We start from the raw sequence: 23,981 nt of genomic DNA, 5'->3' as shown, positions 1-23,981 counted from the left end.
CCTTAAGAAAAGATCACGCCTTTCTTCAAAAGGAAACAACCGTAACCTCTTGCTTCCCCCGTCACAACGAAAGCATAAGCTTGTTTAGCGGCTTCGTAAAAAGCAAAGCGTTCTAACGACCCCATTTCCGCGTTATCACTATCCGCTTCTTTCAATACCGCCGCGAATTCTTGTTGAACCTCAGGCATAACAGACACCTCTTCACCCACCACCTGCATACGAGTCACAGGCTGATCAACAAAAGTATCTAATGGTAAAACGGATAATATGGCTTGCGCCGCTTGAGTAACATTCACACCGTCTAAACGAATCACTGGTTTTCCAGCCGCAACCGATGCCGCTGGAAAATTACGATCGACCAGAACAATATCATCACCGTGGCCCATTGTACGCAGCACATTGAGCAATTCACCATTTAGCAACGGATCTATATTTTTAAGCATGTCTATTCCCTAATCTTCAATGATCTACTTTTGTTGAACGATCGCGGCTTTGTGCTGCAAGCGGCTTTGCTTCTGGTCAATGATGACGGCCAAAATGATGACCACACCTTTGATAACCATTTGCCAAAACTCACTCACGCCCATCATCACCAAACCATCCGCCAAGATACCGATAACAAATGCACCAATGAGCGTCCCCATGATGGTTCCTCGGCCACCAGCCAAAGACGTGCCACCTAATACCACAGCAGCAATAGCATTCATCTCGAACGCAACACCGGTTGCTGGGTGACTAGCCACCAATTGCGAAGACACCACAATGCCGGCAAGCGCAGCACATAGACCAGAAATGGTATAAACCCACACTTTAACGCTACGAACTTTCACACCAGACAATTCAGCAGAATGTTCATTGTCACCAATCGCAAAAACATGACGGCCAAACTGCGTTCTTTTTGCGATGTAGGCAATCACACCGGCAAGGATAAACATCATCCAAATGGCGTAAGGCAAACCTAATAATTTTGCTGATCCAATTAGCTCAAATCCAGTATTGCCAAGCTGCTCATTACCCGATAAACCAGTAAAGGTTTCACCACCAGACAGCAACATGGCCGCACCACGCACGATATACATGGTGCCCAAGGTACAAATGAATGGTGCCACGTTATAACGGGTGATTAAGATGCCATTGACCGCACCAATCAAACCACCAATCACCAAAACCATTGGCACGATCAACCAAACGCTTGGAAAAATAGCGATACCAAACATAGGTAACACGATGCCTTTGGTAATTAACCAACCAGCCACCATGCCACAGAAGCCAAGAATCGCACCGATTGAAAGGTCGATACCCGCGGTGATAATCACGAAGGTAATACCAAGCGCGAGAAATGCGTTTATCGCGATGTGTTTCACCATGATGACAACACTACTTGCCGCCAAAAAGCCCGGTACCATGAAGGTAAAAAATGCCAGAATTAAAAACAACGCAATGAATGTGCGCATTTTTAACGCCAGTAACAACAAGCTTTCGCCGGAAAAAACAGACGATTGTTGAGATGCAGTATTTTGAGAAGTTTTCATATTAAAGTCCTTGCGCGCTTGCTGACACAAGTGCAGATTCTGTTGCTTCAGAACGAGCGATATTGGCGGTTAATTTGCCTCCGGACATCACCAGAATGCGATCAGAAACAGCCATAATTTCTTTTAAGTCAGAGGTCGAAAACAAGACGCCAATCCCCTGCTCAGACAGCTTAACCATCATTTTAAATACGTCGGCTTTGGCACCGATATCAATGCCTCGAGTTGGTTCATCCAATAACAAAATTTTCGGACTGGTTAATAAGGTTCTGCCAATCACGACTTTTTGTTGGTTACCACCACTCAATGCGCGTATTTCAATATCAGGAGAAGACACCTTGATAGACAAATCACCAATGGCGGTTTTAACCGCTTCGGTTTCTGCTTTTTGGTCGATGGAAAATCGATATTTGAGTCGACGCCAAAGGCTGGAAATCGTCATGTTATTGCTCACCGACGATACCGGAAAAATACCGTTCTTTTTACGGTCCTCTGGTACAAGACAAATGCCATAACGAATACGTTCACTGGTGTCCATTTGAGGTGTCACTTTATTTCCTGCGATCTCGACTTCACCCAAATAGTCTTGCATGCCAAGTAGACATTCCATGAGTTCCGTTCTGCCCGCGCCCATTAGCCCGTAGACACCAACAATCTCCCCAGACTTCACGTCCATTGACACGTCATCCACTAAGGTGAGGCCCATTTCATTGATCAACTTGATGTTTTTAACATCCAACACTGGCTCACCAAATTGACGGCCCGGTTTAAGAAAGTTAGAAACAGGATCGCTACCAAGCATTTCTCTGACAATCCACGGTACATCAATGTCTTTTACTTCAGCTTCTGATTGGAAGTTACCATCGCGTAAAATCGTAATATGATCACCAATCGCCATCAGTTCTTCTAAACGATGTGAAATGTAGATGATAGACACACCTTGCGCTGTCAGATCTCGAATGACCTTAAAAAGCAATTCCACTTCGGTTTTACTCAGCGCAGAAGTCGGTTCATCTAAAATCAGCACGTCGGCTTCGTCAGCCAGCGCTTTGGCAATTTCTATCAATTGCTGCTGACCCACCTTCAAGTTAGACAACAATTCAGTGGGCGAAATATCTTGGTCTAAACGCGCCATGAGTTCAGCGGTAATTCTGTGCTGCTCTGCCGTATCTAGAGGCATCAGACCGCGCTGCTTTTCACGACCCAAGAAAATATTCTCTGCTACTGTGAGGTTGCCAAACAGGTTCAACTCTTGGTGAACCATGCCAACCCCTTTGGCTGCTGCATCACGCGTATTCTGAAACGACACAGCTTCATCGTTAAGATAAATGGTGCCTTTGCTTGGTTGTTGAACACCCGCCAAAATTTTCATTAGCGTTGATTTACCGGCGCCATTTTCACCGATAATGACATTCACTTTGCCGCGATAAACTCGGTAATCCACTTCATTTAGCGCAATCGTGCCAGGGTAAATCATGGAGATTTTTTCAGCGCGAATGACAACGTCTGCGTTCGCTTGACTCATCATTTGCCTCCAAAGCTAATCTGCATGGGCACAGCATCTTTGATGGTATTTTGGTCTACAGTAATCGCAGCAATCACTGTGGCTTTTTTACCTGCCCAACTTGGATCAGGTTTGCCAATAGATTCCATAGCGCGATTATTAAACTCTCGTGAAATTTGCGCGAAGCGGATTTGATTTTTGAAATCATCAAAGACAACGTATTTAGAGGCATCACGTATGGCATTGCCCTTGATAATACGACCCACTTGTAGATCAACCTTAGTATCACCAAGATTAATTGTGATGACGCCCTTCATTTTACCCAAATTAACATTTTCGATAGTGCCATCTAAACGCACAAAGAAACTTTGTTTATTAACAATTTGCTGAGCATCTAACTGGGATTTAATGCTTTCCCAAGGAGTGAATTCTTTAGTTGCTTCTGGAAAAACCTTTGGCTCCCAAAGCTGATCCGCTACTTCTGGCAAAGTAAAATCGGCAAAGCTAATCTTGGCATTAGGGTCTTTTGGAATAATCGGATTACCTTCCGCATCTAAGTCGGTAACAGTACAAGCCGATAGTAAGCTTAGGCACGCAATGAGCCCAATAAATTGAAAGAATTTTTTGTAAGACATAATGATACCTAAGGAGCCGGAGCCCTCAGAAAAGAGAGCCCCGAGTCATGGTCAGGTTGTTATTTTTTAAGGGCGAAATTGCTTAGGTATTTCGCATTAGAACTATCAATCAGTACGCAATCCATTAGCTGTTTTTCTGGCAATCCTGTAGAGCCAGTACGAATGTATTGATCGGCTTGTTCAGCAACACGTTGTGCTTGAGCATAAGCTGGCTGCATAACTGTAGCCTTAATGTTAGAACCTTTAAGAATAGAATCTCTTACGTAATCTAAACCGTCAAAACCAACAATAAAAACATCTTTACGACCTGCAGCTTGCAAAGCCGCTTCAGCACCCAAAGCCATTGAATCGTTACCTGTAATTACACCTTTGATATTTGGATTCGCTTGTAAGATGGACTCCATACGACTGAATGCTTCCGTTTGACTCCAGTTGGCAGACTGACGCGCTACCATTTTGAATTCAGGGAAGTTATCCAGAATGTCGTGAAAACCTTCACTGCGCACTTGCGCATTCGTGTCTGACTCTGGTCCTACTAGTTCAACGTACTCACCACCATCACCCATTAATTCAGCAAATTTTTCACCCGCTAACTGAGCACCTTGGAAGTTATTCGATACAATTTGAGTCACCGCAATACCGGTTTTATTAATTTCACGGTCATACAGAAAGGCCGGGATACCCGCTTTTTTCAAACGCTCAAGTGAACCAATACTTGCGTCCGCATCCGCATTATCCAGAATCACCGCTTTGGCTTGACGGGCAATCGCTGTTTCAATCAATTGGTTTTGTTTGTTCACATCACCATCATGAGAAGCGACCAAGGTGTCATAGCCCAATTCTTTTGCTTTCGCATCCGCACCTTCGGCACCAGCTTTGAAAAATGGGTTGTCATGAGATGGTGTAATGATGGCAATCAGACCGTTACTTGCCAAAACACTGGTACTAGCTAAGGTCAAAAATGTTGCAGCAAGGCAAGACTTTAAGAAGGTATTCTTTTTCATTGAAATTCTCCGGTATGCTTATTTTTATTAATATATGTTCAATAGCAAACGATTACGCAATCGTTTGCTATTTTTATATTAAGCATTGGGAACTTGTCAATTAATTCTTGACCGCTTAGAAAAAAAGCCTATTTTTCATGGAGTTACAACGAGCACACGCGTTTTTTTTGATGTAATTTAACTACAAACCATCAAGCAACTGAATTATAAGAAGTTTTCTTTCGAAATAACCGTTTAATCCTCCTAAAAAAACGATTTTTTCATTTAGTTACACAAAACTCTTCAAAAAACTGAAAGTAAAATACACAGAAAATAACAAGATGCGGGCTTATCCTAAAGAGGCAGCTACCGATGAACGAACAACCAAATTGGGTTCTAATATGATCATTTTTCCAACCTGACGTGGATTTTCAATTCTCTCGATCATTGTACTAATTGCCAATTGAGCCAATCTTTCTTTTGGTTGATTGATGGTAGTTAACGGAGGACTAAAATAGGCAGAATACATGCAATTGTCATAACCAATAACAGACAACTCTTGTGGAATCTTAACGCCCGACAGTTGCGCTTCACTCATTGCCCCCATCGCCATGGCATCATTCCCCACAAACACGGCGCTTGGTAACTGCTGGCAAGATAAAAGTTGGCGCATACCTAACTTTCCGCCTTCGAATTCGAAATCCGATTCAATTACCCAATCCTCTTTAACAACCAACCCGGCCTGCTCCATGGCATCAATAAAGCCTTCTAAACGCTGTTTCGCGGGTAATTTCTCTAATGGCCCACCAATATAAGCAATGCGTTTATGACCTTGCTCAACAAGATGTTGAATAGCCAAATGCGCCCCTTTTACAGAGTTGTCTTGTATGCGGTCCACGTAATCATCTGAGGGTCCCCAGTCCATAACCACCATGGGCAAATTGCGCTGGCCAATTAAAGAACTAAACAGCGAATCATCGTAGGCAGAACACATAACGAGAATGCCATCGACACGCTTTTGCGTCAGCATTCGAAGATAGGAATTGGTTTTTTCTAGCTCGCCGTCGGTATTACAAAGCACTAGGTTATAACCTTCTCGGTAACAACACTTTTCAACTTCGTTGACCAATTCAGCGAAAAAGGGATTCAAAGTAGTGGTAACTAACATGCCAAGGCTTTTGGTATTTTTAACCTTCAAGCTGCGCGCTACCGCACTGGGAGCATAATTAAGTTCTGCTGCTGCTTGCAGCACTCGCTCTTGTGTCGTTTTGGCTACAAAACGCGTTTTATTCAAAACATGTGATACGGTGGTTGTCGATACTCCAGCCCGTAACGCAACATCTTTGATTGTCGCTGACAAATTCACACTCCCCTTCAATGAGCCATTTTGACTAAGCCTATAATGTCCAAGTCTTCCAAATAAAGATAAATAGATCAAGAAGTTATCTACTTACTTAATTCGTAAAACACACATTAAAAGCCAAGCTCCATTTAAAGAAGTATACTGAACGAAACAATAAAAATGCATCAAGAGTTTTTCTAATACAGAAAATCACTCACATTTTTTTACTAAATGGCACTTAAGATTCTTTACCAAGACGAGATGAGACTCGATACTCACCCGGTGTCATGCCCAAGTTTTTACGTGATACTGTGTACATGTATTGCACGGATGGATAACCACAGGTTCGAGCAATTTCATCAAATGGCAAATCAGTTGATGTAATCAATTCACAAGCGCGATAAAACTTAGTCATGTGCAGTTGTTCGTGCATTGAACAGCCAATTTCATCGATAAAACGCGTTTCTAAATTGGTTCGAGAAATACCAATATAGTCGACAACTTGCGCCACTTTCACACCTCGACAAGCATTATGACGGATAAAGTGCATGGCTTGGATCACATAAGGATCATGCAAAGCGCGATAATCAGAGGACTGTCTTTCGGCCACACCGATGGGATCAACCACGACCAAAGAGTTGTCCACCGGATAACCCAGCAACATTCGATGCAGCATTTTGGCAGCTTCATAACCCATTTGCTTACTGCCCTGCTCCACAGAAGACAATGCGGTTCGATTTAAATAACGCGCCATGTTTTCATTATCGATTCCCACAATGGCAACTTGTTCTGGCACTAAGATATTCAAGTGATCACAAACTTGTAAAAGATGGCGTGCACGGGAATCCGTGACAGCAATGATACCTATGGGTTTAGGAAGGTTCGTTAGCCAAGTTTCCAACTCATGCTGAGCGGTTTCCCAAACTTCAGCGGAAGTACAATAACCTTGGTGAACGTGAGGTTCAAATCCATCTGAGCGAACTTGCTCCACAAAAGCATGTTCACGCTCACTTGCCCAACGACTGTAATCCGTGCTGGGCACGCCATAAAAAGCAAATTGTGGCAGCCCTTTACGCTTCAAATGTTGAAAGGCACAACGCACTAATGCTGCGTTATCTGTAGCGACATAAGGCAAACGAGGGTAATCACTTTTATGATGGTAAGAGCCACCAACAGCAACGGTTGGAATGTCTGTTGCTTTTAATATTTCTTCCACTTCTGGGTTATCAAAGTCAGCAATGATGCCGTCTCCATTCCAATGCTTTAGGGCATCAAGGCGAGAGCGAAAGTCATCTTCAAAATATACGTCCCAGTCACATTGGGCAGCCTGTAAATATTCGCCAATCCCTTCTATAACTTGTCGGTCATAAATCTTATTTGCATTAAACACCAAGTTGAGTCGGTAACGTTTTTCAAACATACAAAAGCGTCTCTAATTTTTATTGTTACTGTCTCGATAATACTCTCTGAAAGTCGATTAGTTCTAGAGAATGATAAAAATCAGAAAGGAAATAACAGAAATCGTAATGAGCAAAAAAGTATACATTTGAGCGATGTATTTAGACACCGCTCAAATAGATTAAAGCCCCTTTAGCCTTTGATATAACGTCTGAAAACACGCACGTTTCTTGGCGTATTTATCAGTATTTGATGGATTAGGCAGATAACGCTTAATTAGGGCAGGCTTAGCACACACTTCATGCAATGCATCTTGGCCTTGATGACCAATCGCAGCGAGACGCGCAGCACCTAAAGCGGGGCCTACCTCTCCTCCTTCACGATAATCCATTGGCACATCAAAGACATCGGCGAGCATTTGTAACCAATAAGCACTTTTTGCTCCGCCACCAATGACGTCAATACTGTCACTAATAGATTGCGCGGAACGAACGGCATCAAGCCCATCAAGCAAGGCAAACGCAACCCCTTCAAGTACAGCATTTACGAGCTCTGCCGCTGTCGTTTCATGTGTCATACCCCAGAATACACCTTTGGCATTTGGGTCATTATGGGGCGTTCTTTCTCCGCTTAAATAGGGTAAGAAAGTTAACTTGGTGTCACGAGTCACTCTATTTTCAGCGGCGAGTAAAGCCGTTTCTACCTTGTTAAACTGGGTCAGTTTAGTCACCCAATCAATACAACTGGCGGCACTCAACATCACCGACATAGTATGCCAAGTGTTTGGAATCGCATGACCAAAGCTGTGTAACGCCACAGCGGGATTCGCAGTAAAACCATTACTTACAGCAAAAATAACCCCAGAAGTACCAAGGGATAACATGGCTTGTTCAGGAGAAATAATTCCCATGCCAACCGCACCAGCCGCATTATCGCCTCCACCCGCTACAACGGGGACGATTGGCATGGACCAACGCTTGGCTATCGTTTCATCAATCTCACTGGTAATTTGGTTTCCTTCGTACACACTGGGCATTTGCTCAGCCGTCAATCCAGTAGCGGCCAGCATGGTATCACTCCATGAGCGTTGCTCCATGTTCAACCAAAGTGTGCCGGAAGCGTCCGATACATCCGTCGCGAAGTTTCCCGTCATACGAAAACGCAGATAATCTTTTGGCAGCAAGACTTTGTCTATTTGCTCAAACACGTCAGGCTCATGTTGCTTAACCCAAAGTAACTTAGGCGCGGTAAATCCAGGCATCACTAAGTTACCAGTTATAGCCTGAACTTCTGGACAACGTCTTTGTAACAACAAACATTCTTCATGAGAACGGCCGTCATTCCATAATATTGCAGGTCTTAATACTCGACCCTTTTTATCTAACAAGGTTGCTCCATGCATTTGGCCTGATAAACCAATCGCTTTGACCGAGCTTAAGTCATTCTCTGAAGCTAGTTGCATCATGGCTAAATCGGTCGCTTGCCACCAGTCTTCTGGATTCTGTTCAGACCAAAGATCAAATGGGCGAGAAACAGACAAAGGCGATGAGCAGCTTGCGACAACATGACCATCTTTTGCCATTAATATCACTTTGACACCGGAAGTGCCGAGGTCGATGCCTAAATACATAATGCGTTTTCCTTTATTTATCATTATTAAAACGGGCCATTACTGAGCTTTTTTGGTTTTGACATCCAACCAAACGGCGAGCAACAAAATCATCCCCTTCACAATCAATTGCCAGAAAGTCGGTACATCTAACATGCTCATGCCATTATCCAAACTCGCCATAATCAGCGCCCCCATGATGGCTCCAAACACAGCCCCAACGCCGCCTGCCAAGCTGGTGCCACCAATCACACAAGCTGCGATGGCATCCAATTCCGCCATATTCCCAGCCGCAGGTGAACCCGCACCGAGTCGAGACGTTAGGATCAAGGCGGCGACGGCGACCATCATGCCATTAAAACCAAACACCAACATTTTGGTTCGCTCTACGTTCACTCCAGACATACGTGTCGCCTCAATGTTACCGCCAATGGCATAAACACGACGGCCGAACGCAGTACGTTTCGCGACATAGGTCGCAATAAGAATGAGTCCCCCCATGATCAAAATAGGCGTCGGAATCCCTCGATAACTTTCCAGCGCATAAAGCAACAGCAACAAGACAGCCACAACAGCAAGGGCTTTAGCGTATTCAAACTTAGCAGTTTGATTTTCAACACCATGCTGCTTTCTTGCCTTACGTCGAGCATAAACCTTGGCCACTAAGCCCAGACACAGCAGCCCCACTACACTGATTCCCCAACCAGAAGGCACATAACTTTGTCCCACTATGGCTAATGAGCTAGAGGTTGGCGCTACGGTGGCACCGTTCGTTAATCCCACCAAGATTCCGCGAAATGCCAACATCCCAGCCAAAGTGACGATAAAAGACGGCACTCGTTGATAGGCTACCCACCAGCCATTGAATAAACCAAGCACCAAGCCAGCAACAACCGTTACCAGCACAGTTAACAAAAGGGGAAAATGAAACCAAACGTCTAAAATAGCGGCGATTCCACCGAGCAAGCCCATCATTGAGCCAACGGACAAATCGATTTCCGCACTGATAATGACAAACACCATACCAATGGCGAGCACCCCGACAATGGCGGTTTGGCGAATCAAGTTAGAGATATTTCTCGGTGAAATAAACGCGCCATCGGTTGCAATAGAAAAGAAGACAACAATCAGCAGCATGGCCGCCAACATCGCAAATAATTGTAATTGACTGGTTTTTATTGTTTTAAACATTCGCTACACCTTCTTTAATCGCGCAATTCATAATCATCTCCTGAGTTAAGCCTTGGTGATCAAATTGCCCTTTTAATCGCCCTTCATGCATCACTAACACCCGATCACTGATGCCTATCACTTCCGATAATTCAGACGACACCATAATGATGGAAACGCCTTTTTTGACGAGGGCAAACATTAGCTTGTAGATCTCATATTTTGCGCCCACATCAATGCCACGTGTTGGCTCATCAAGAATCAGAATTTTGGGATGGGTTAACAAACATTTGGCAATAATGGCTTTTTGTTGATTACCGCCACTGAGGTTTTTTATTGCCAAATCAGCAGACGCCGTTTTGACTTTGAGTTGTGCGATGTATTCATCAATATCGTTACTTTCTGTCTCTTCGTTGACGGCTCCAAACCAAGAAGCATATTTCCCCAATACAGATAAGGTAATATTGCGCCCCACACTCATAATGGGCACGATGCCATGTCGCTTTCGATCTTCTGGCACCATGGCAATACCCGCTTCTAGCGCCACCCGCTGAGAGCGGATATTCACGACGTTGCCTTCGAGTTCAACTTCGGCGTGATAGTCACCATCGTATGAGCCATACAAACATTGCATGAGTTCAGTGCGCCCAGAACCAATCAAGCCAGCAATGCCTAAAATCTCACCTTGGTGCAATTCAAAACTAACACCTTCCACTTGTGCTCGAGTCGCACCAGCCTGCTGCGCAGTGGCATGCTTAACCCGCAAAACCACCTCGCCAATATCGTGCTCTTCTCTTGGAAACAGCTCATCTAACTCTCGCCCAACCATCATACTTATGATGTCATTCTGTGTGAGATTTGCTGCGGCTTTGGTGCCGATATGCTCCCCATCACGAATGACAGTCACCCAATCGGATAAGGACAAGACTTCATCGAGTTTGTGAGAAATATAAATGCATGCGATACCTTGTTGCTTCAGCTCGCTGACAATATTTAAAAGAATGTCGATTTCTGTCGTCGTTAAAGAAGAAGTGGGCTCATCAAGAATGAGCAACTTGACGTTTTTGTTCAGTGCTTTAGCGATTTCAACCAACTGCTGCTGCCCTACCCCTAAATCTCGAATCGGTGTGTCTGGCAACACATCCAGCTTCACTCGAGCAAGCAACTCGGTGGTTCGGCGGTACATCTCTTCATCATTCAGTCGAGCAAATGAACCAATTTCATTGCCAAGAAAAATGTTTTCCATTACTGACAATTCTTTAACAAGCGCCAATTCTTGATGAATGATGACAATACCCAACGCCTCGGTATCTCGAATGGTCGCTGCTTTGACAAGATGACCTTCAAAGAAAATTTCCCCCTCATAAGAACCAAACGGCCAAACACCGCTCAATACCTTCATCAAGGTGGATTTCCCAGAGCCGTTTTCACCACAGATAGACAAGACTTCGCCACGGCCAAGCTGAATACTCACGCCATTCAAGGCTCGAACGCCTGAAAAGCTTTTTACAATGGAGCGCATATCCAATAATGTTTGCTTCATACTTACACCCTTATGAACAGCAAATGGCGCTCAAAAGAGCGCCATACATCAGGAAAACTAAGGATTGTAAACGTCGTTACGAGAATGGAAGCCGTCGGCAATAACGGTTGAATCTAGGTTGTCTTTGGTCACAGCAATGGGTGTGAGCAATACCGCATCAACGTCTTTTTTGCCGTTATTAACGTGGCCATTAACTTTAATTTTTTCACCACGAGCCAATTTCACCGCCATTTCCGCACTGGCTTTTGCCAATTTTGAAATGGGTTTGTACACCGTCATGGTTTGTGTGCCGGCCACAATACGACGCACTGCAGCTAAATCCGCATCCTGGCCAGAAATAACTACCTTGCCACTTAGACCTTGTGCTGCAAGCGCCTGAATCGCACCACCTGCGGTGGAATCATTAGAGGCGACTACCGCATCGATTTTATTGGCATTGGCCGTTAAACCATTTTCCATGATGTTCAACGCCGCTTCTGCAGACCAACCTCTTGCCCATTGATCCCCAACGATGTGAATTTTTTTCGAATCAATCGCAGGTTGTAGAACATTCATTTGGCCTTCGCGGAACATTTTTGCGTTGTTATCCGTTGGTGATCCGCCCATCAGGAAATAATTGCCTGTCGGCTTACGTTTCAATAACGCTGAGGCTTGCATTTCGCCGACACGAATGTTGTCAAACGACACATACAAATCAATATCCGCAAACTTGATTAAGCGATCGTAAGCCAACACCTTAATGCCTTCCGCTTTTGCTTCAGACAAAACATTGCCAAGCACTTCACCGTTTTCAGGCACAATAACCAGAACATCGACGCCACGAGAAATCATGTTTTCAATTTGAGAAATTTGCGTATTCGCATCACCATTAGCAGACTGGGTATACACCTTAGCCCCCATGGATTCTGCTGCTTCAGTGAATAAATCTCGGTCTTTTTGCCAGCGTTCTAGTCGTAAATCAGACATCAATAAACCAATTTTCTCACCTGCCGCCAACACGGGAAGAGAGGTTGCTACACAAACCGTTGCCAACAGACTCATGGAAATGATTTTTTTCATCTTTTCATTCCTTATTATTTTTATTAAGAGAGCGATCTCCTTACGGAGTGAGACGAATGTAAATCGGTCGTTTATTCAGCGGTATTATCTTTTTTTGTTTCGGTTTAGCGTTTTTACAAAAAAAGCCCTTTGGTGATAAAACCAAAGGGCTTTCAGTTGTCGACTAGTGTTATGACATTGAATGAAGAGTAACTAGATTTCTTCTTCAGGTTGATTAATAAAAATCAACACTAGAAACAACACAACTATAAAGCGGAACGCAGACGCTTGACCGTTCCAAATACTGGATTGCCACATTAGGAACCACTCAGCGCCAATTGTCATGAATCCACTGAACCACAGCAAAACGCCAAGCGATAAACCTAGATTAGATAGCGTTTTAGCCGCATTGAACTGTCTTTTATCCAGCTTTCTTTTTTGCCACATATTCCATGCGCCCAACGCACACAGAATGCCGACTAAAGCTTCGGTCAAGATAATCAACCAATAAAACCCATGATGAAAAATAGATCCATCAATGGCACGATATTTTAATTGATTTGATTCAAACGTCGTGTCCATGGTTAAAACATGCTGTACAAACGCAAAGTTTGAACCATAGTCGACCACATTATTAAATGCGACAAGTCCGGCAAACAATGCGACACAAGCAACTAAGACAGTTTTAATAATTCGTAAATGACTCATCATCCCAATCCTTTGAAGTTTTTAACATGTTGAATAGTCTTAACTTTATCTATATTCAACATTACAATAATATAAATACAGATAAAGAAATTACTTTTTCACCCCATTACAAGATTTCTTTCAATAGCACATTGATTAAACAACAATATTAAATAATCAAACGTGTCTTACATTGATATGAGTACCACTGCCAGTAAAAACTAGCCGTGCGGAAATAATACTTCCGATTAATATATGTATGCCGATCACCTATCGATGAATCACTATTTAGAACGTATCTGAAAACTACTTAGATCGCTCAGTTTACAAAAAACAACCTCCAACAACGTAAGGACAGCTCCCACCTGATGAATCCACTTAAGAAATATACTGGTTGGTTTGTACTTGGCACATTGGTTTTTTATTTATTGTCAGTTGCTCATTTGACCCCGGTGTTATTGCCTACCCTACTAGCGTGGGGAGCAAATATCACGATGTGGCACACCTTAGCACCAAGCGCAAAGAGACAAGTGTCTTGGCTAATGATTATTGGAGTCTCGACATTACTTTTTGCTGGTTCAAAAGGTACATGGATGACATGGCAGCAAGTTTTTGCAGTTAACTTACCAATGCTGGCGATGTTTGTGGCTGTCTCTTTTTTAGACCTAACCAGTTCGCCAGATGAAAAGCGTCCTTTACCAAAAGGCCTCAGTGCTGTATTTAACACTGCGCTCGGCGTGCAAGTATTAGGTGCAGTGATTAACCTGTCTGTGATTCTAGTCTTCGCAGATCGTATAAAAGGCGCAATAAAATTAACGACGGAACAGCAGTTTATACTGACTCGTAACTTTTCCGCGGCGGCTTGGTGGTCACCTTTCTTTGTGGCAACGGGCGTTGCGATTATTTATGCACCAGGAATGCAGTGGCAAAAAACCGTTATACCAGGTCTTGTCATGGGACTAGTCGCCATCATTTTTTCCACTGTAGAAGCATTTAGACGCACCAAAGGTGACTTTAACGGCTACCCAATTCGTAAAGAAAGCCTCTTCATTCCTATGATTCTGGCTTCTAGCGTTATATTTTTTCACTTCATTTGGCCTGATATCAGCATATTGGTGTTGATCTGTCTATTAGCACCAAGCGCCACCATACTATTGATGCGAACGCCATCCAGAAGGAAAAGCTTATCGCATTTTGTGAACCACAAACTCGCTCAAATCGGCAGTCAATTTGCTTTGTTCCTTGCCGCAGGAATATTTTCAAATGGCATTAGCGCGATTATTCTTAGTTACCCACAGCTCTTTAACTTGGATAGCTTTACCTTTAGCCCACTCCTCTTTTCCGTCGTTCTCGCAGCAATGATTATGGCTGGAATAATTGGTATTCATCCTGTGGTGAGTATCGCAATTGTTAGCCCTATGTTGTTGCCCCTTAACCCTGACCCAACTCAATTAGGCTTTTTGTTCCTAAGTGCTTGGGCTATCTCTGCAGGAAGTAGCGGATTAACAGGACTGGGACTATTAATGACCAGCCGCTATCAAATTCCCACCAAAACCATTATTGCTAATAGCGCTCACTACGCTATTTTCATGTGGCTACTTTGCTCGCTGGTAAATAATTTTTTCCTGTAAGTTAAATTATGCTTACAGTCCAATAACGGGCTTATATGCACCCTATATTAATTAACGAATAAGAATAGGAGATTATGTAAAAATGACATTTTTAGCATGAAATGTTTGGTGAAATGCGTGTTATAAGCCCTTTTCGATAAAAGGTAAACCTACAGCTTGAGGCTAATAACTAAATAGACTTGAAAAGGAATTACTTTGAAATGGTTGTAGGAGCTTTAGCTTTTTCTTAATTAAAAAGTGAACCAACGAGGTAATCTTGAATGATTGTGGGAGCCCTTTCTTCACTAAAAAGTGAACCAACGAGGTAATCTTGAATGCTTGTGGGAGCCCTTTCTTCACTAAAAAGTGAACCAACGACCTTTTAAATGGTTGCGGGAGCCGGATTCGAACCAACGACCTTCGGGTTATGAGCCCGACGAGCTACCAGACTGCTCCATCCCGCGACAACTAAGACTATTTAGAAAATAGGCTTCTAATGATATTAAGATAAAACTATGACCAATTTTTATGAATTGGTTGCTGGAGCCTTTTTCTTAACTAAAAAGTGAACCAACGACCTTTAAATAGGTTGCGGAAGCCATTTACAGAATTAAAAAGTGAACCAACGACGATTATATAAAATGGTTGCGGGAGCCGGATTCGAACCAACGACCTTCGGGTTATGAGCCCGACGAGCTACCAGACTGCTCCATCCCGCGCCATGCTAAATTATTGATATAATTTAGATTTTATCTTTTAGTGCTGAGGAAATTATGTGACTAAATTAATTTGTATGGTTTAACTAAAAAGTGAACCAACGACCTTTATATAAAATGGTTGCGGGAGCCGGATTCGAACCAACGACCTTCGGGTTATGAGCCCGACGAGCTACCAGACTGCTCCATCCCGCGACAAATTAATTCTTTCAAGAATCACTAACAATTTCGTTTGATTAGTCGATTGTGCTAGTACTTTTATTAACTAAAATAAGTGAACTAACAATCTTTAAAAGTTTGTGGGAGCCCTTTTCTTAATTAAAAAGTGAACCAACGACCTTTAAAATGGTTGCGGGAGCCGGATTCGAACCAACGACCTTCGGGTTATGAGCCCGACGAGCTACCAGACTGCTCCATCCCGCGACTAATCATCATTAACAACAAACATTCTACAATGTTTGATTGGTAAAGCTAATTTGCTCAACCCTTGCCAACGAGGTGCGTATTATAGGTAGATTAAATTGAGAGTCAAGTACTGCAAGAGAACTAGTTGAAATTAGTTGAAAAAAAATCTTTTCACCTCATTATCTATCCCTATGAAAAGAACCAATCTCTTTTAGAGAGCGTAAAGTAGAATACCCATCTTGTATCCTCCGCTACTTACTATTTGCTAACAGGTAGTAGCCAAAGGAGATGTTCGACCACTAGGTCAGGAGACTAAAATGTCCAATAGTATTGAAACCATTCTTAAAAAATCGGCTATTCCCAATGAGGCCGATGCCCTTCCCGGCAGAAGCTCACCTTTATCTATTTCAGGGGTACACGCCGTCAACAACGAAGCATTTGTCCGTTCCGAAAATCCTAATGAAGCCGAAGTCATTCTTGGAATGGGCTGCTTCTGGGGAGCTGAGCGTAAACTATGGAACACGCCAGGCGTTATCGTTACTTCTGTAGGTTATGCAGGAGGTTTTACCCCCAACCCTACATACGAAGAAGTTTGTTCTGGCCAAACAGGACACAGTGAAGTTGTTCAAGTCGTCTTTGATACTTCTAAGGTCTCGCTGGAGGATGTCCTTAAGGTGTTCTGGGAAAACCATGACCCAACCCAAGGCATGCGCCAAGGTAATGACATTGGCAGCCAGTATCGCTCTGTCATCTACACAACTAACGACAAAGATCTTGCTATTGCTGAAGCCAGTAAAGCCGCCTTCCAAAAAGAGTTACTTAATGCTGGCCACGGCATGATCACAACAGAAATCGAACCTCTCGATACCTATTACTTCGCTGAAGAGTATCACCAGCAGTATCTTCACAAGAACCCGAACGGTTACTGCGGACTAGCAGGCACAGGCGTGAGCTGCCCTATCGGCTTAGCCGTGTAGAGTTTTTAAGTAATTGGGATAATCTCTTTCTAAACTGAACAAGCTACAGATGCGAAAAGGCCGAATTGCAAAACAATTCGGCCTTTTAAATAACGTCTACTATGCAGTCAAATTAGCCATCAATATTGATGTTGTACTCTTGATCGTTGTAGATAACCTTAATAGTATCAGCCGTCGTTACACCATTGATTCCATTTGAGTCAAAATTGGAATCAGGACCAAAATTGGCAACCTCTTCACCACCAACTTCAACGTGACCATCTGTTACTTTAACATTATCGTTCAAGAACTTAGTAACAGCATCAACATCGGCATCCTTACTAGGGCTGTCATCCAAACCTGTCAACAAGTCAGTCAAATCCAAAGCGTCTTCTGCCGCATTAAAGTCAGTAATAGTATCAATATTTGAATTATCAGTGGCGTCATTCAATATAAAGATATCTTTACCTTCTCCTCCAGTTAGAGTGTCGGAAACTTGATCACTTCCACCAAACAAGATGTCATCGCCAGCACCACCAAGTAACGAATCCTCACCAGTACCTCCAGTAAGATAATCATCCCCAGTGCTACCCACGATAGCCGCTTCATCAGAAGCACCAACTTGGTCGTTATTAGCACCGTCTGTATTAATAGATGCAGTCAACTCGAATTCATCAAGCTGTGAATCAGTACGACTAACCACCGTTAGGTTGTCGATTGACGTAGCACCATTTTCAACCGAAACCGTATAAGTGCCATCATCATTTACATCAAGATCCACACCGCTCTGTTGCAATTTAGCGCCTTCTGGAACGCCATCAATAACAACACTAGACAGTGTTTCATCTGTTGCTAAATTTGAAACATTAACGGTTACAGAATAACCAGAAACACTACTTCTATCGAATACTGAAGCATCCCCAATTACAGTACCGTCAGAGAACTTGATATTTTCAAAGTTAGCTATGTTCCACTTCAGGCCATCTTTATTATTTAGATAATCTTGGTGAGAATAGTATTCAAGTAAAATGGAATCTGTACCTTCCCCACCATCAACCCATGCACTAGATGACACCTTACCACCAACGATCAAAATATCATCACCTGAACCAAGGTTGATCGATACCTGCTGCTCTATTTGATCCCCAATAGTTAGTCGATCATTACCATCACCCAACTGAATGTCGGCGTCATATCTAACATCATCACCAATCGAGACAACATCATCACCTGAGCCAGAATGGACAGTTGAATAATTGTTAACATCATTTTCGATGATCAGCTTGTTATCACCATCACCTAAGTTGATATGTGCACTATGATAACCATTACCCAAGTCGTAACCTACTTGGACACGATCATTCCCTCCACCAGTTTGTACAGTGCTATAAACGCTATCTTTAACAAAGATATCATCATCACCACTACCAGTTTTAATACCAGGGCCTGAATTACCACGATTTACGTCATCTCCAACATAAATTGAATTATCCCCATCTCCAGCATCAAGCCACTTATTTACATCATTATCGATAACAATTTGGTCATCACTTGAATCAAACTGCTGCCATTGATTGTAGTTATAGTCATGGTGAGTTGCACTATCTACGACATCGGATTTAGATCCGAATCCATCCCAATTAGCATTAATCTCAGTAATAGATACCGTAACGCTTGCAGACGCCGTAGCAGCTTTTACATCTAAAGTAGCCATCGCCGTATCTGTACCACCATTGCCATCTGAAACGGTATATTCAAAAGAAGCCGCACCGGTAAAACCAGATGCAGGCGTGAATATCACTTTTCCATCGGCATTTATGTATACATAACCGTTTTGGGCGTTTGACACCGACGTGATAACTAAAGAATCGCCTTCAGGATCCGTATCATTAGATGTTAAATCACTAGGCTCAATGACAAGCTGGCTATTCTCTTGTCCAGCTAACTCGTCATCTGCCGCTTCTGGCGCACCATTGATCACTATGGTGGCACTATCAGAGCCATCCACTGTATCGCTCGCACCCGGATCATTCGCTGTAGCGGTAGCGATTACTTCTAGCTCACCATTAAAGTCATCAGGCACAGACAGTATTAATCCTTTGACCGTCACAACGCCAGTATCGGGATCAACCTGAACTTTATTTGAGAAGCCACCACTGTCTAACGACACCTTCCAAGTAGTAACACCATTTTCTGTTGTTATCTTCTCTGCGCCAGATAATGAGATGCCTTCTGGAGTCGAAACCATTAACTCAGTAATGTTTTCAGAATTGTCTGTATCTGTCGGAGTAGCCGTAATATCAACCGTATAATTAGTTACCGCTGACTCATAAGAAACGCTGTGCAACAAATAGTCACTTGTATTTACTCGATCACCATAATCTGGGGTAGAGAATTCAATTGCCGATATAGATTTGCCCGCAGGTGCGTTTACCGTTATAGGAGCACCAATTCTGTCATACCCCCCCTCATCAGAATTACCATCCACCGTATATGTTTGAGAAGTCCCATCACTGTATTTCACAGTATAAACCGCCGTCTCGTCATTCTTATTTAGCCACGCTAATTCAAATGTTGCAGACGATGCTGGTTTATCAAGCTCTACTACCAATTTCTCTTGTTTGCCAATTTCTGAGTCAGCGCCGTTACTTGCCTTCCCAGTAACACCAAAACCAGTAGGGGAACCAGAATCCTTAATAGAAATATCGACAATGTTACTTGCAGAGTCATAAGCAGCAACGGTAAAACCAGCCGGATTCCCTATCGTATCTTCTGCTCCCTGTAACACATTGGACAAGTCGACACTATACAACGTCGTTGTCGTCGTCGGCTCCAATGTCAACTCAACGGTTGGTGCATCGGTAACAGCTGTTACATTGATAGTGGCCGTACCTGTAGCAGAAGCGGCTCCACTGCTATCAACGGCAGCGTATTCAAATGTAGCTGGAGAAGCCCCATTATTGTCACTCCAATCAGCGTCAGGTACAAAAGTCAAACTAGCCTTGCCATCTGTTGCAGAAATAACCGATCCTGCAGATGTAACTTCCACACCACTCACGAATAACGTACCGTGAGCAGGCAAACTCTGAATAACAAAACTATCCACAGTACCATCAGCATCAGATGCAGACAGTGTCACTTCAATACCTGTGCTGTCTTCATCGCCTTGGCCTTTCCCTGACGTCATACTAATTACAGGTACATCATTAACCGACTCGACAGTCACTTTGACTTCAGCGGTATCTACACCACCGTTGCCATCGGCAATTTCATAGCGGATAGTCGCTTCACCGTAAAAATTTTCTGCTGGCGTAAACTGTAATTTACCATCGACAATAGCAACCGTGCCTTCCTCTTCAGATACTGTTGCCTCTTTGATAGTCAAAGTATCGTCATCAACATCACTGTCGTTCGCCAACACATCAATGGTAACAACTGTGTCTTCATTTGTTGTCGATGTATCGCTATTTGCAACAGGGCCATCGTTCACAGCATCAACGGTTACAATCACTTCTGCTGTATCCTTAGCGCCATCACTGCCACTAACCTCATAGCTAATAGTGGCTTCACCATTAAAGTCTTCAGCCGGGGTAAATTGTAATTTGCCATCCACAATCGCAACCGTACCTTGTTCTGGTGATACAGTCGCTGCCGTAACCGTCAACTTATCATCACTTATACTGCTGTCATTACTTAATACATCAATTGTAATAGCGGCACTGTCTTCCGTTGTGCTAGCGGTATCATCTTCAGCATGAGGAGCAAATAAAGCTTCTTTAGAGTAAACAACACCATCAAAGGAGAATGACTCGAAGTCGATAAGGGTATTGGTGTCACCTTGATCATCAACAATAATCACATTGCCATTTTCATCTAAGGTAATAGATTGCATATCTGAAAGCGCAGATGAGAATACCGCTTTGTCATGACCAGCTCCGCCATCCACAGTAAGAGAATCTGAACTATCGTCTGCATCAACAGTTATTGTGTCGTTGCCGCTACCTAGTAACACAAAATCATCACCAGTTTCTGAGTTAACACTAGTCCAAGTACCATGCCAGTAATGAACAACATTAGAATCACCACTGACATTACCAGCCGTATCAGTCTGAGTAACTTTGAAGAACTCATTATCGTTGACTGCTACATCAGGTAGATCAGACACATCTAAAGACCAAGTGCCATCACTAGAAACCGTCGTGGTAACACTTGTCAATTCAGTGTATTCACCCGTCTGAGTATCATTACCATTTGTTGTAGAGCCTGCAATAATCCATAAAGTGACAACTGCACCGATTTCCCCAGTACCATGCAAGGTTACCTTCGAATAATCTGAGTTTTCAGAATCATCAGTCACACTTGTAATCACAGGAGGAGCGACAGAAATATCCGCCTCTGCAGCGGTCTTACTCACTTCATTTGATTTGTTACCCGCCGCATCCGACAAAGTTGCTGTCACTTCCGCACCTGGAGCCACTTCGATCGCAACACCATTACTGATGTCATCTGCGTCTAACGTGATCGTTGTTTGCACTCCATCAACACTGTAAGTTAGCTTATCGTTTACTTCAGAGCCTGTAACCGAAATAGTCGCCGTCACAGTACCGTCTTCACCAACCTCAGCAGCATTATAAATATTGTCGCCACCGGTACTTTCGAAAGAAATAGATGGCGTCGCAATAGAAAGATCTAGCTTCGCTTCAGCTGAGCCTTCTTCTGAGATATTACCAAACTGATCCGTTAACGTAGCGGTAACCTTGATCGTCTCACCATCTCCCGGATTTGCAAAAGAAGTAGACGCGAAACCGCTTGAAAGCATACTCGCGTTAACAACAATCTCAGATGTAGTAGAGCCATCTGTAACCGAAATGGTATCCCCCTCAACAGTGCCAGATGGCAACTTAATTCTTACATCAATATCACCGTCAAGCTCACGGCTACTAATAGTGCCATCAGGTCTTGGACGAGACCCTGTCATTATGCCTTCATAGTCTTCAGTAATAGTCACAATAGGGGCACTACCCGTATCACCAGCTAAAGTATCCACACTATGAGTAGAAGAACTGGTAGTAGTGACACTATTACCAGCAGTATCCGTAGACTCAACAGAGACATCGAACCCTGTGTCCGCTGCCAAATCTGAACCCGCAACATCCACAGACCAGGAGCCATCAGAATCGACACTTGTCGTGTATTCTTTGCCATTGATCATCATAGTGACAACATCATCTTCGCTAATGTCACCACCTGTGGCTTTACCTGAAACGGTAACAGTACCAGCAGCTTCACTAGCATTAATAACATCATCACTAGTAATTGGATCTATAGTTACAGAATTCACATTAACAGTAACGGTTGAAGTATCTGTACCACCTTTACCATCACTGATTGAGTAATTAATAGTAGCGGTTCCACTAAAGCCTTCCGCTGGCGTGAATACCAACTGATTATCAACAATAGCCACAGAACCTTGCGAAGAACTCGGTACAGAAGCCTCTGAAATAGTTAGAGAATCACCCTCAACATCACTGTCATTCGCTATCGCATCAATAGTAATAGAACTAGTTGCAGAAACACTTACAAAATCGGCTGTCGCTGTAGGCCCATCATTAGTTCCACTAAGAGTAATGGTAATGGTTTGTTTTGATGAACCACCATCTTCATCACTAACAAGAACATCTACTTTAATATCTTGCTTATCACCTTCCCCTAAAGAGTTATAGGCAGGATTTTTAGGATCAAATGACCAAGTCCCATCCTGTGTATTTAGGGCAAAACCAGCTGGCGTAGAACCCGTAACACTAAAAGATAATGTATCACTATCCACATCACTCGCATCAATGGAGCCAGTTAATAGGTCACCACCTTCCTCAGCAGCCTTACTAATGGATCCTTCCACTGTAGGAATATCATTGGAACCATTAATATTCACAACAAGCTCATAGTTTGTACCATCACTAGCAGTAACAGTAATTTTCTCCTGAACAGACTCACCGTTATTTAAATACTGTACTTTAGAGGTATCTAACTGGTACTCCCACGTACTACTCCCAGTTGTCGATGTGTCCGCAATAACAAAAACACCGAATGAACCGTTGATGGATCCAGCTGGGAAAGAAGGATTTTCGCCATTATCAATGTCGCTAATTTCAAGCGGCAAAGGAAGAGTAAGAGTTTCATCTTCACCAATAGTCAACGTATTTACAGTGTCGTCAGAAATGACTGAAACATCATCAACACCACCAACTTTAACGACAATTTCCTCACTGCTTCCATCGGTTGCATACACAGTAAATCTTTCGACAAGCTCATCTCCTTGAGCCAAAGTCTGTAATTTGTCGTTATCAACTTTGTAAGACCAGGTACCATCGGCTGAAATAGTTAGACTACCAACCGTGCCATCTGAAGACTCAACTCGACTAGGATCAAATGTAGGATTATCTTCTGAATCAACATCACTAATGGTTAATTTACCACCCGCAGAAATAACACCATCCGATAAACTCGTTTCATCATCCTCAAGCAAGTTAGCAGTCGTATCACCACTAATAACCGCTGCATCGTCTGTACCTGTGATGGTGATCACGATGTCTTGGGTCGTGCCATCATCGGCTGTCAGTGTGATCGTGTCTGTCACTTGGTCCGCTGGCTGGCCATCTTTCGCACCATCCAAGTCTTGAACCTTGCTTTGATCCAAGGTGTACGTCCACGCACCGTCTACCAGAGTCAGGCTACCGTAAGTACCTTGCACTGGGCTTGTGGTGTCGGCGAACGCTGGGCTGTCATCCGCATCCACATCGCTGATGCTGATCGTGCCTGTCGCCGTCACGGCCGCATCACCTTCGTTACCTTCGGT

15 protein-coding genes and 4 tRNA genes are annotated in these 23,981 nt (G+C 43.3%); 2 read left to right on the top strand and 17 right to left on the bottom strand.

Annotated elements, in window-relative coordinates; translation table 11 throughout:
• Positions 1-2 precede the first annotated feature (2 nt).
• The 12 genes from C0J08_RS09110 to C0J08_RS09055 all read right to left on the bottom strand — a co-directional run bounded on the left by C0J08_RS09110 (position 3) and on the right by C0J08_RS09055 (position 13,459).
• Complete coding sequence (locus tag C0J08_RS09110; RefSeq protein ID WP_212655821.1) at positions 3-443, bottom strand: RbsD/FucU family protein; 441 nt, start codon at positions 441-443, stop codon at positions 3-5.
• 24 nt (positions 444-467) lie between these two features.
• Complete coding sequence (locus C0J08_RS09105; RefSeq protein WP_012069577.1) at positions 468-1,532, bottom strand: ABC transporter permease; 1,065 nt, start codon at positions 1,530-1,532, stop codon at positions 468-470.
• Between the two features lies 1 nt (position 1,533).
• Entirely contained in the window at positions 1,534-3,054 is a 1,521-nt protein-coding gene (locus C0J08_RS09100) for a sugar ABC transporter ATP-binding protein (protein ID WP_212655820.1), read from the bottom strand.
• Positions 3,054-3,668, bottom strand: a complete 615-nt coding sequence (locus tag C0J08_RS09095) for a DUF2291 family protein (protein WP_212655819.1) — start codon at positions 3,666-3,668, stop codon at positions 3,054-3,056. The genes C0J08_RS09100 and C0J08_RS09095 overlap by 1 nt, the downstream gene beginning before the upstream one ends.
• A gap of 59 nt (positions 3,669-3,727) precedes the next feature.
• Positions 3,728-4,672 (bottom strand): D-ribose ABC transporter substrate-binding protein, encoded by a 945-nt coding sequence (locus C0J08_RS09090; RefSeq protein ID WP_212655818.1) that lies wholly within the window; start codon positions 4,670-4,672, stop codon positions 3,728-3,730.
• Positions 4,673-5,000: 328 nt separating this feature from the next.
• On the bottom strand, positions 5,001-6,011 hold the full coding sequence (locus C0J08_RS09085; RefSeq protein ID WP_212655817.1) for a substrate-binding domain-containing protein: 1,011 nt from the start codon (positions 6,009-6,011) through the stop codon (positions 5,001-5,003).
• Between the two features lie 220 nt (positions 6,012-6,231).
• Positions 6,232-7,413: a XylR family transcriptional regulator gene (locus C0J08_RS09080; RefSeq protein WP_212655816.1), complete on the bottom strand. Its 1,182-nt coding sequence runs from the start codon at positions 7,411-7,413 to the stop codon at positions 6,232-6,234.
• Positions 7,414-7,572: 159 nt separating this feature from the next.
• A complete protein-coding gene (gene xylB, locus C0J08_RS09075) occupies positions 7,573-9,021 on the bottom strand; it encodes a xylulokinase (protein WP_212655815.1) in 1,449 nt (482 codons plus the stop codon).
• 39 nt (positions 9,022-9,060) lie between these two features.
• Entirely contained in the window at positions 9,061-10,191 is a 1,131-nt protein-coding gene (locus C0J08_RS09070; RefSeq protein WP_212655814.1) for a sugar ABC transporter permease, read from the bottom strand.
• Positions 10,184-11,713, bottom strand: a complete 1,530-nt coding sequence (locus tag C0J08_RS09065) for a xylose ABC transporter ATP-binding protein (protein WP_212655813.1) — start codon at positions 11,711-11,713, stop codon at positions 10,184-10,186. Before C0J08_RS09065 ends, C0J08_RS09070 begins: the two co-directional genes overlap by 8 nt.
• Positions 11,714-11,770: 57 nt before the next feature.
• Positions 11,771-12,772: a D-xylose ABC transporter substrate-binding protein gene (gene xylF, locus C0J08_RS09060; RefSeq protein ID WP_212655812.1), complete on the bottom strand. Its 1,002-nt coding sequence runs from the start codon at positions 12,770-12,772 to the stop codon at positions 11,771-11,773.
• A gap of 192 nt (positions 12,773-12,964) precedes the next feature.
• A complete protein-coding gene (locus C0J08_RS09055) occupies positions 12,965-13,459 on the bottom strand; it encodes a DUF2165 family protein (protein WP_212655811.1) in 495 nt (164 codons plus the stop codon).
• Positions 13,460-13,806: 347 nt separating this feature from the next.
• Between C0J08_RS09055 and C0J08_RS09050 the strand changes: the two genes are divergently transcribed.
• On the top strand, positions 13,807-15,069 hold the full coding sequence (locus C0J08_RS09050) for a hypothetical protein (RefSeq protein ID WP_212655810.1): 1,263 nt from the start codon (positions 13,807-13,809) through the stop codon (positions 15,067-15,069).
• A gap of 366 nt (positions 15,070-15,435) precedes the next feature.
• Here C0J08_RS09050 and C0J08_RS09045 read toward each other — a convergent pair.
• The 4 genes from C0J08_RS09045 to C0J08_RS09030 all read right to left on the bottom strand — a co-directional run bounded on the left by C0J08_RS09045 (position 15,436) and on the right by C0J08_RS09030 (position 16,187).
• Positions 15,436-15,512, bottom strand: a tRNA-Met gene (locus C0J08_RS09045).
• Between the two features lie 178 nt (positions 15,513-15,690).
• Positions 15,691-15,767 (bottom strand) — tRNA-Met (locus C0J08_RS09040).
• A 115-nt stretch (positions 15,768-15,882) separates the two neighbouring features.
• Positions 15,883-15,959 (bottom strand) — tRNA-Met (locus tag C0J08_RS09035).
• A 151-nt stretch (positions 15,960-16,110) separates the two neighbouring features.
• Positions 16,111-16,187 (bottom strand) — tRNA-Met (locus C0J08_RS09030).
• Positions 16,188-16,486: 299 nt separating this feature from the next.
• On the opposite strand from C0J08_RS09030, the gene msrA reads away from it, so the two are divergent.
• Positions 16,487-17,146: a peptide-methionine (S)-S-oxide reductase MsrA gene (gene msrA, locus C0J08_RS09025; protein ID WP_212655809.1), complete on the top strand. Its 660-nt coding sequence runs from the start codon at positions 16,487-16,489 to the stop codon at positions 17,144-17,146.
• Positions 17,147-17,258: 112 nt separating this feature from the next.
• Here msrA and C0J08_RS09020 read toward each other — a convergent pair whose 3' ends face one another.
• Positions 17,259-23,954 carry a cadherin-like domain-containing protein gene (locus tag C0J08_RS09020; protein WP_212655808.1) on the bottom strand — a complete coding sequence of 2,232 codons (6,696 nt, stop codon included), beginning with the start codon at positions 23,952-23,954 and terminating at the stop codon, positions 17,259-17,261.
• Positions 23,955-23,981 lie beyond the last annotated feature (27 nt).

The organism is Marinomonas sp. CT5, from assembly GCF_018336975.1.
Taxonomy (GTDB): Bacteria; Pseudomonadota; Gammaproteobacteria; order Pseudomonadales; family Marinomonadaceae; genus Marinomonas.
Note: the sequence above shows the minus strand (reverse complement) of the source record. Positions and strands in the feature narration are given on the sequence as shown.

What these genes read in the sequence shown, in the direction of transcription:
- C0J08_RS09095 (WP_212655819.1), bottom strand. Translation starts at nt 3,668, where the DNA reads ATGTCTTACAAAAAATTCTTTCAATTTATTGGGCTCATTGCGTGCCTA.
- C0J08_RS09110 (WP_212655821.1), bottom strand. Translation starts at nt 443, where the DNA reads ATGCTTAAAAATATAGATCCGTTGCTAAATGGTGAATTGCTCAATGTG.
- xylB (WP_212655815.1), bottom strand. Translation starts at nt 9,021, where the DNA reads ATGTATTTAGGCATCGACCTCGGCACTTCCGGTGTCAAAGTGATATTA.
- C0J08_RS09080 (WP_212655816.1), bottom strand. Translation starts at nt 7,413, where the DNA reads ATGTTTGAAAAACGTTACCGACTCAACTTGGTGTTTAATGCAAATAAG.
- C0J08_RS09100 (WP_212655820.1), bottom strand. Translation starts at nt 3,054, where the DNA reads ATGAGTCAAGCGAACGCAGACGTTGTCATTCGCGCTGAAAAAATCTCC.
- C0J08_RS09090 (WP_212655818.1), bottom strand. Translation starts at nt 4,672, where the DNA reads ATGAAAAAGAATACCTTCTTAAAGTCTTGCCTTGCTGCAACATTTTTG.
- C0J08_RS09070 (WP_212655814.1), bottom strand. Translation starts at nt 10,191, where the DNA reads ATGTTTAAAACAATAAAAACCAGTCAATTACAATTATTTGCGATGTTG.
- msrA (WP_212655809.1), top strand. Translation starts at nt 16,487, where the DNA reads ATGTCCAATAGTATTGAAACCATTCTTAAAAAATCGGCTATTCCCAAT.
- C0J08_RS09055 (WP_212655811.1), bottom strand. Translation starts at nt 13,459, where the DNA reads ATGAGTCATTTACGAATTATTAAAACTGTCTTAGTTGCTTGTGTCGCA.
- C0J08_RS09105 (WP_012069577.1), bottom strand. Translation starts at nt 1,532, where the DNA reads ATGAAAACTTCTCAAAATACTGCATCTCAACAATCGTCTGTTTTTTCC.
- xylF (WP_212655812.1), bottom strand. Translation starts at nt 12,772, where the DNA reads ATGAAAAAAATCATTTCCATGAGTCTGTTGGCAACGGTTTGTGTAGCA.
- C0J08_RS09050 (WP_212655810.1), top strand. Translation starts at nt 13,807, where the DNA reads ATGAATCCACTTAAGAAATATACTGGTTGGTTTGTACTTGGCACATTG.
- C0J08_RS09065 (WP_212655813.1), bottom strand. Translation starts at nt 11,713, where the DNA reads ATGAAGCAAACATTATTGGATATGCGCTCCATTGTAAAAAGCTTTTCA.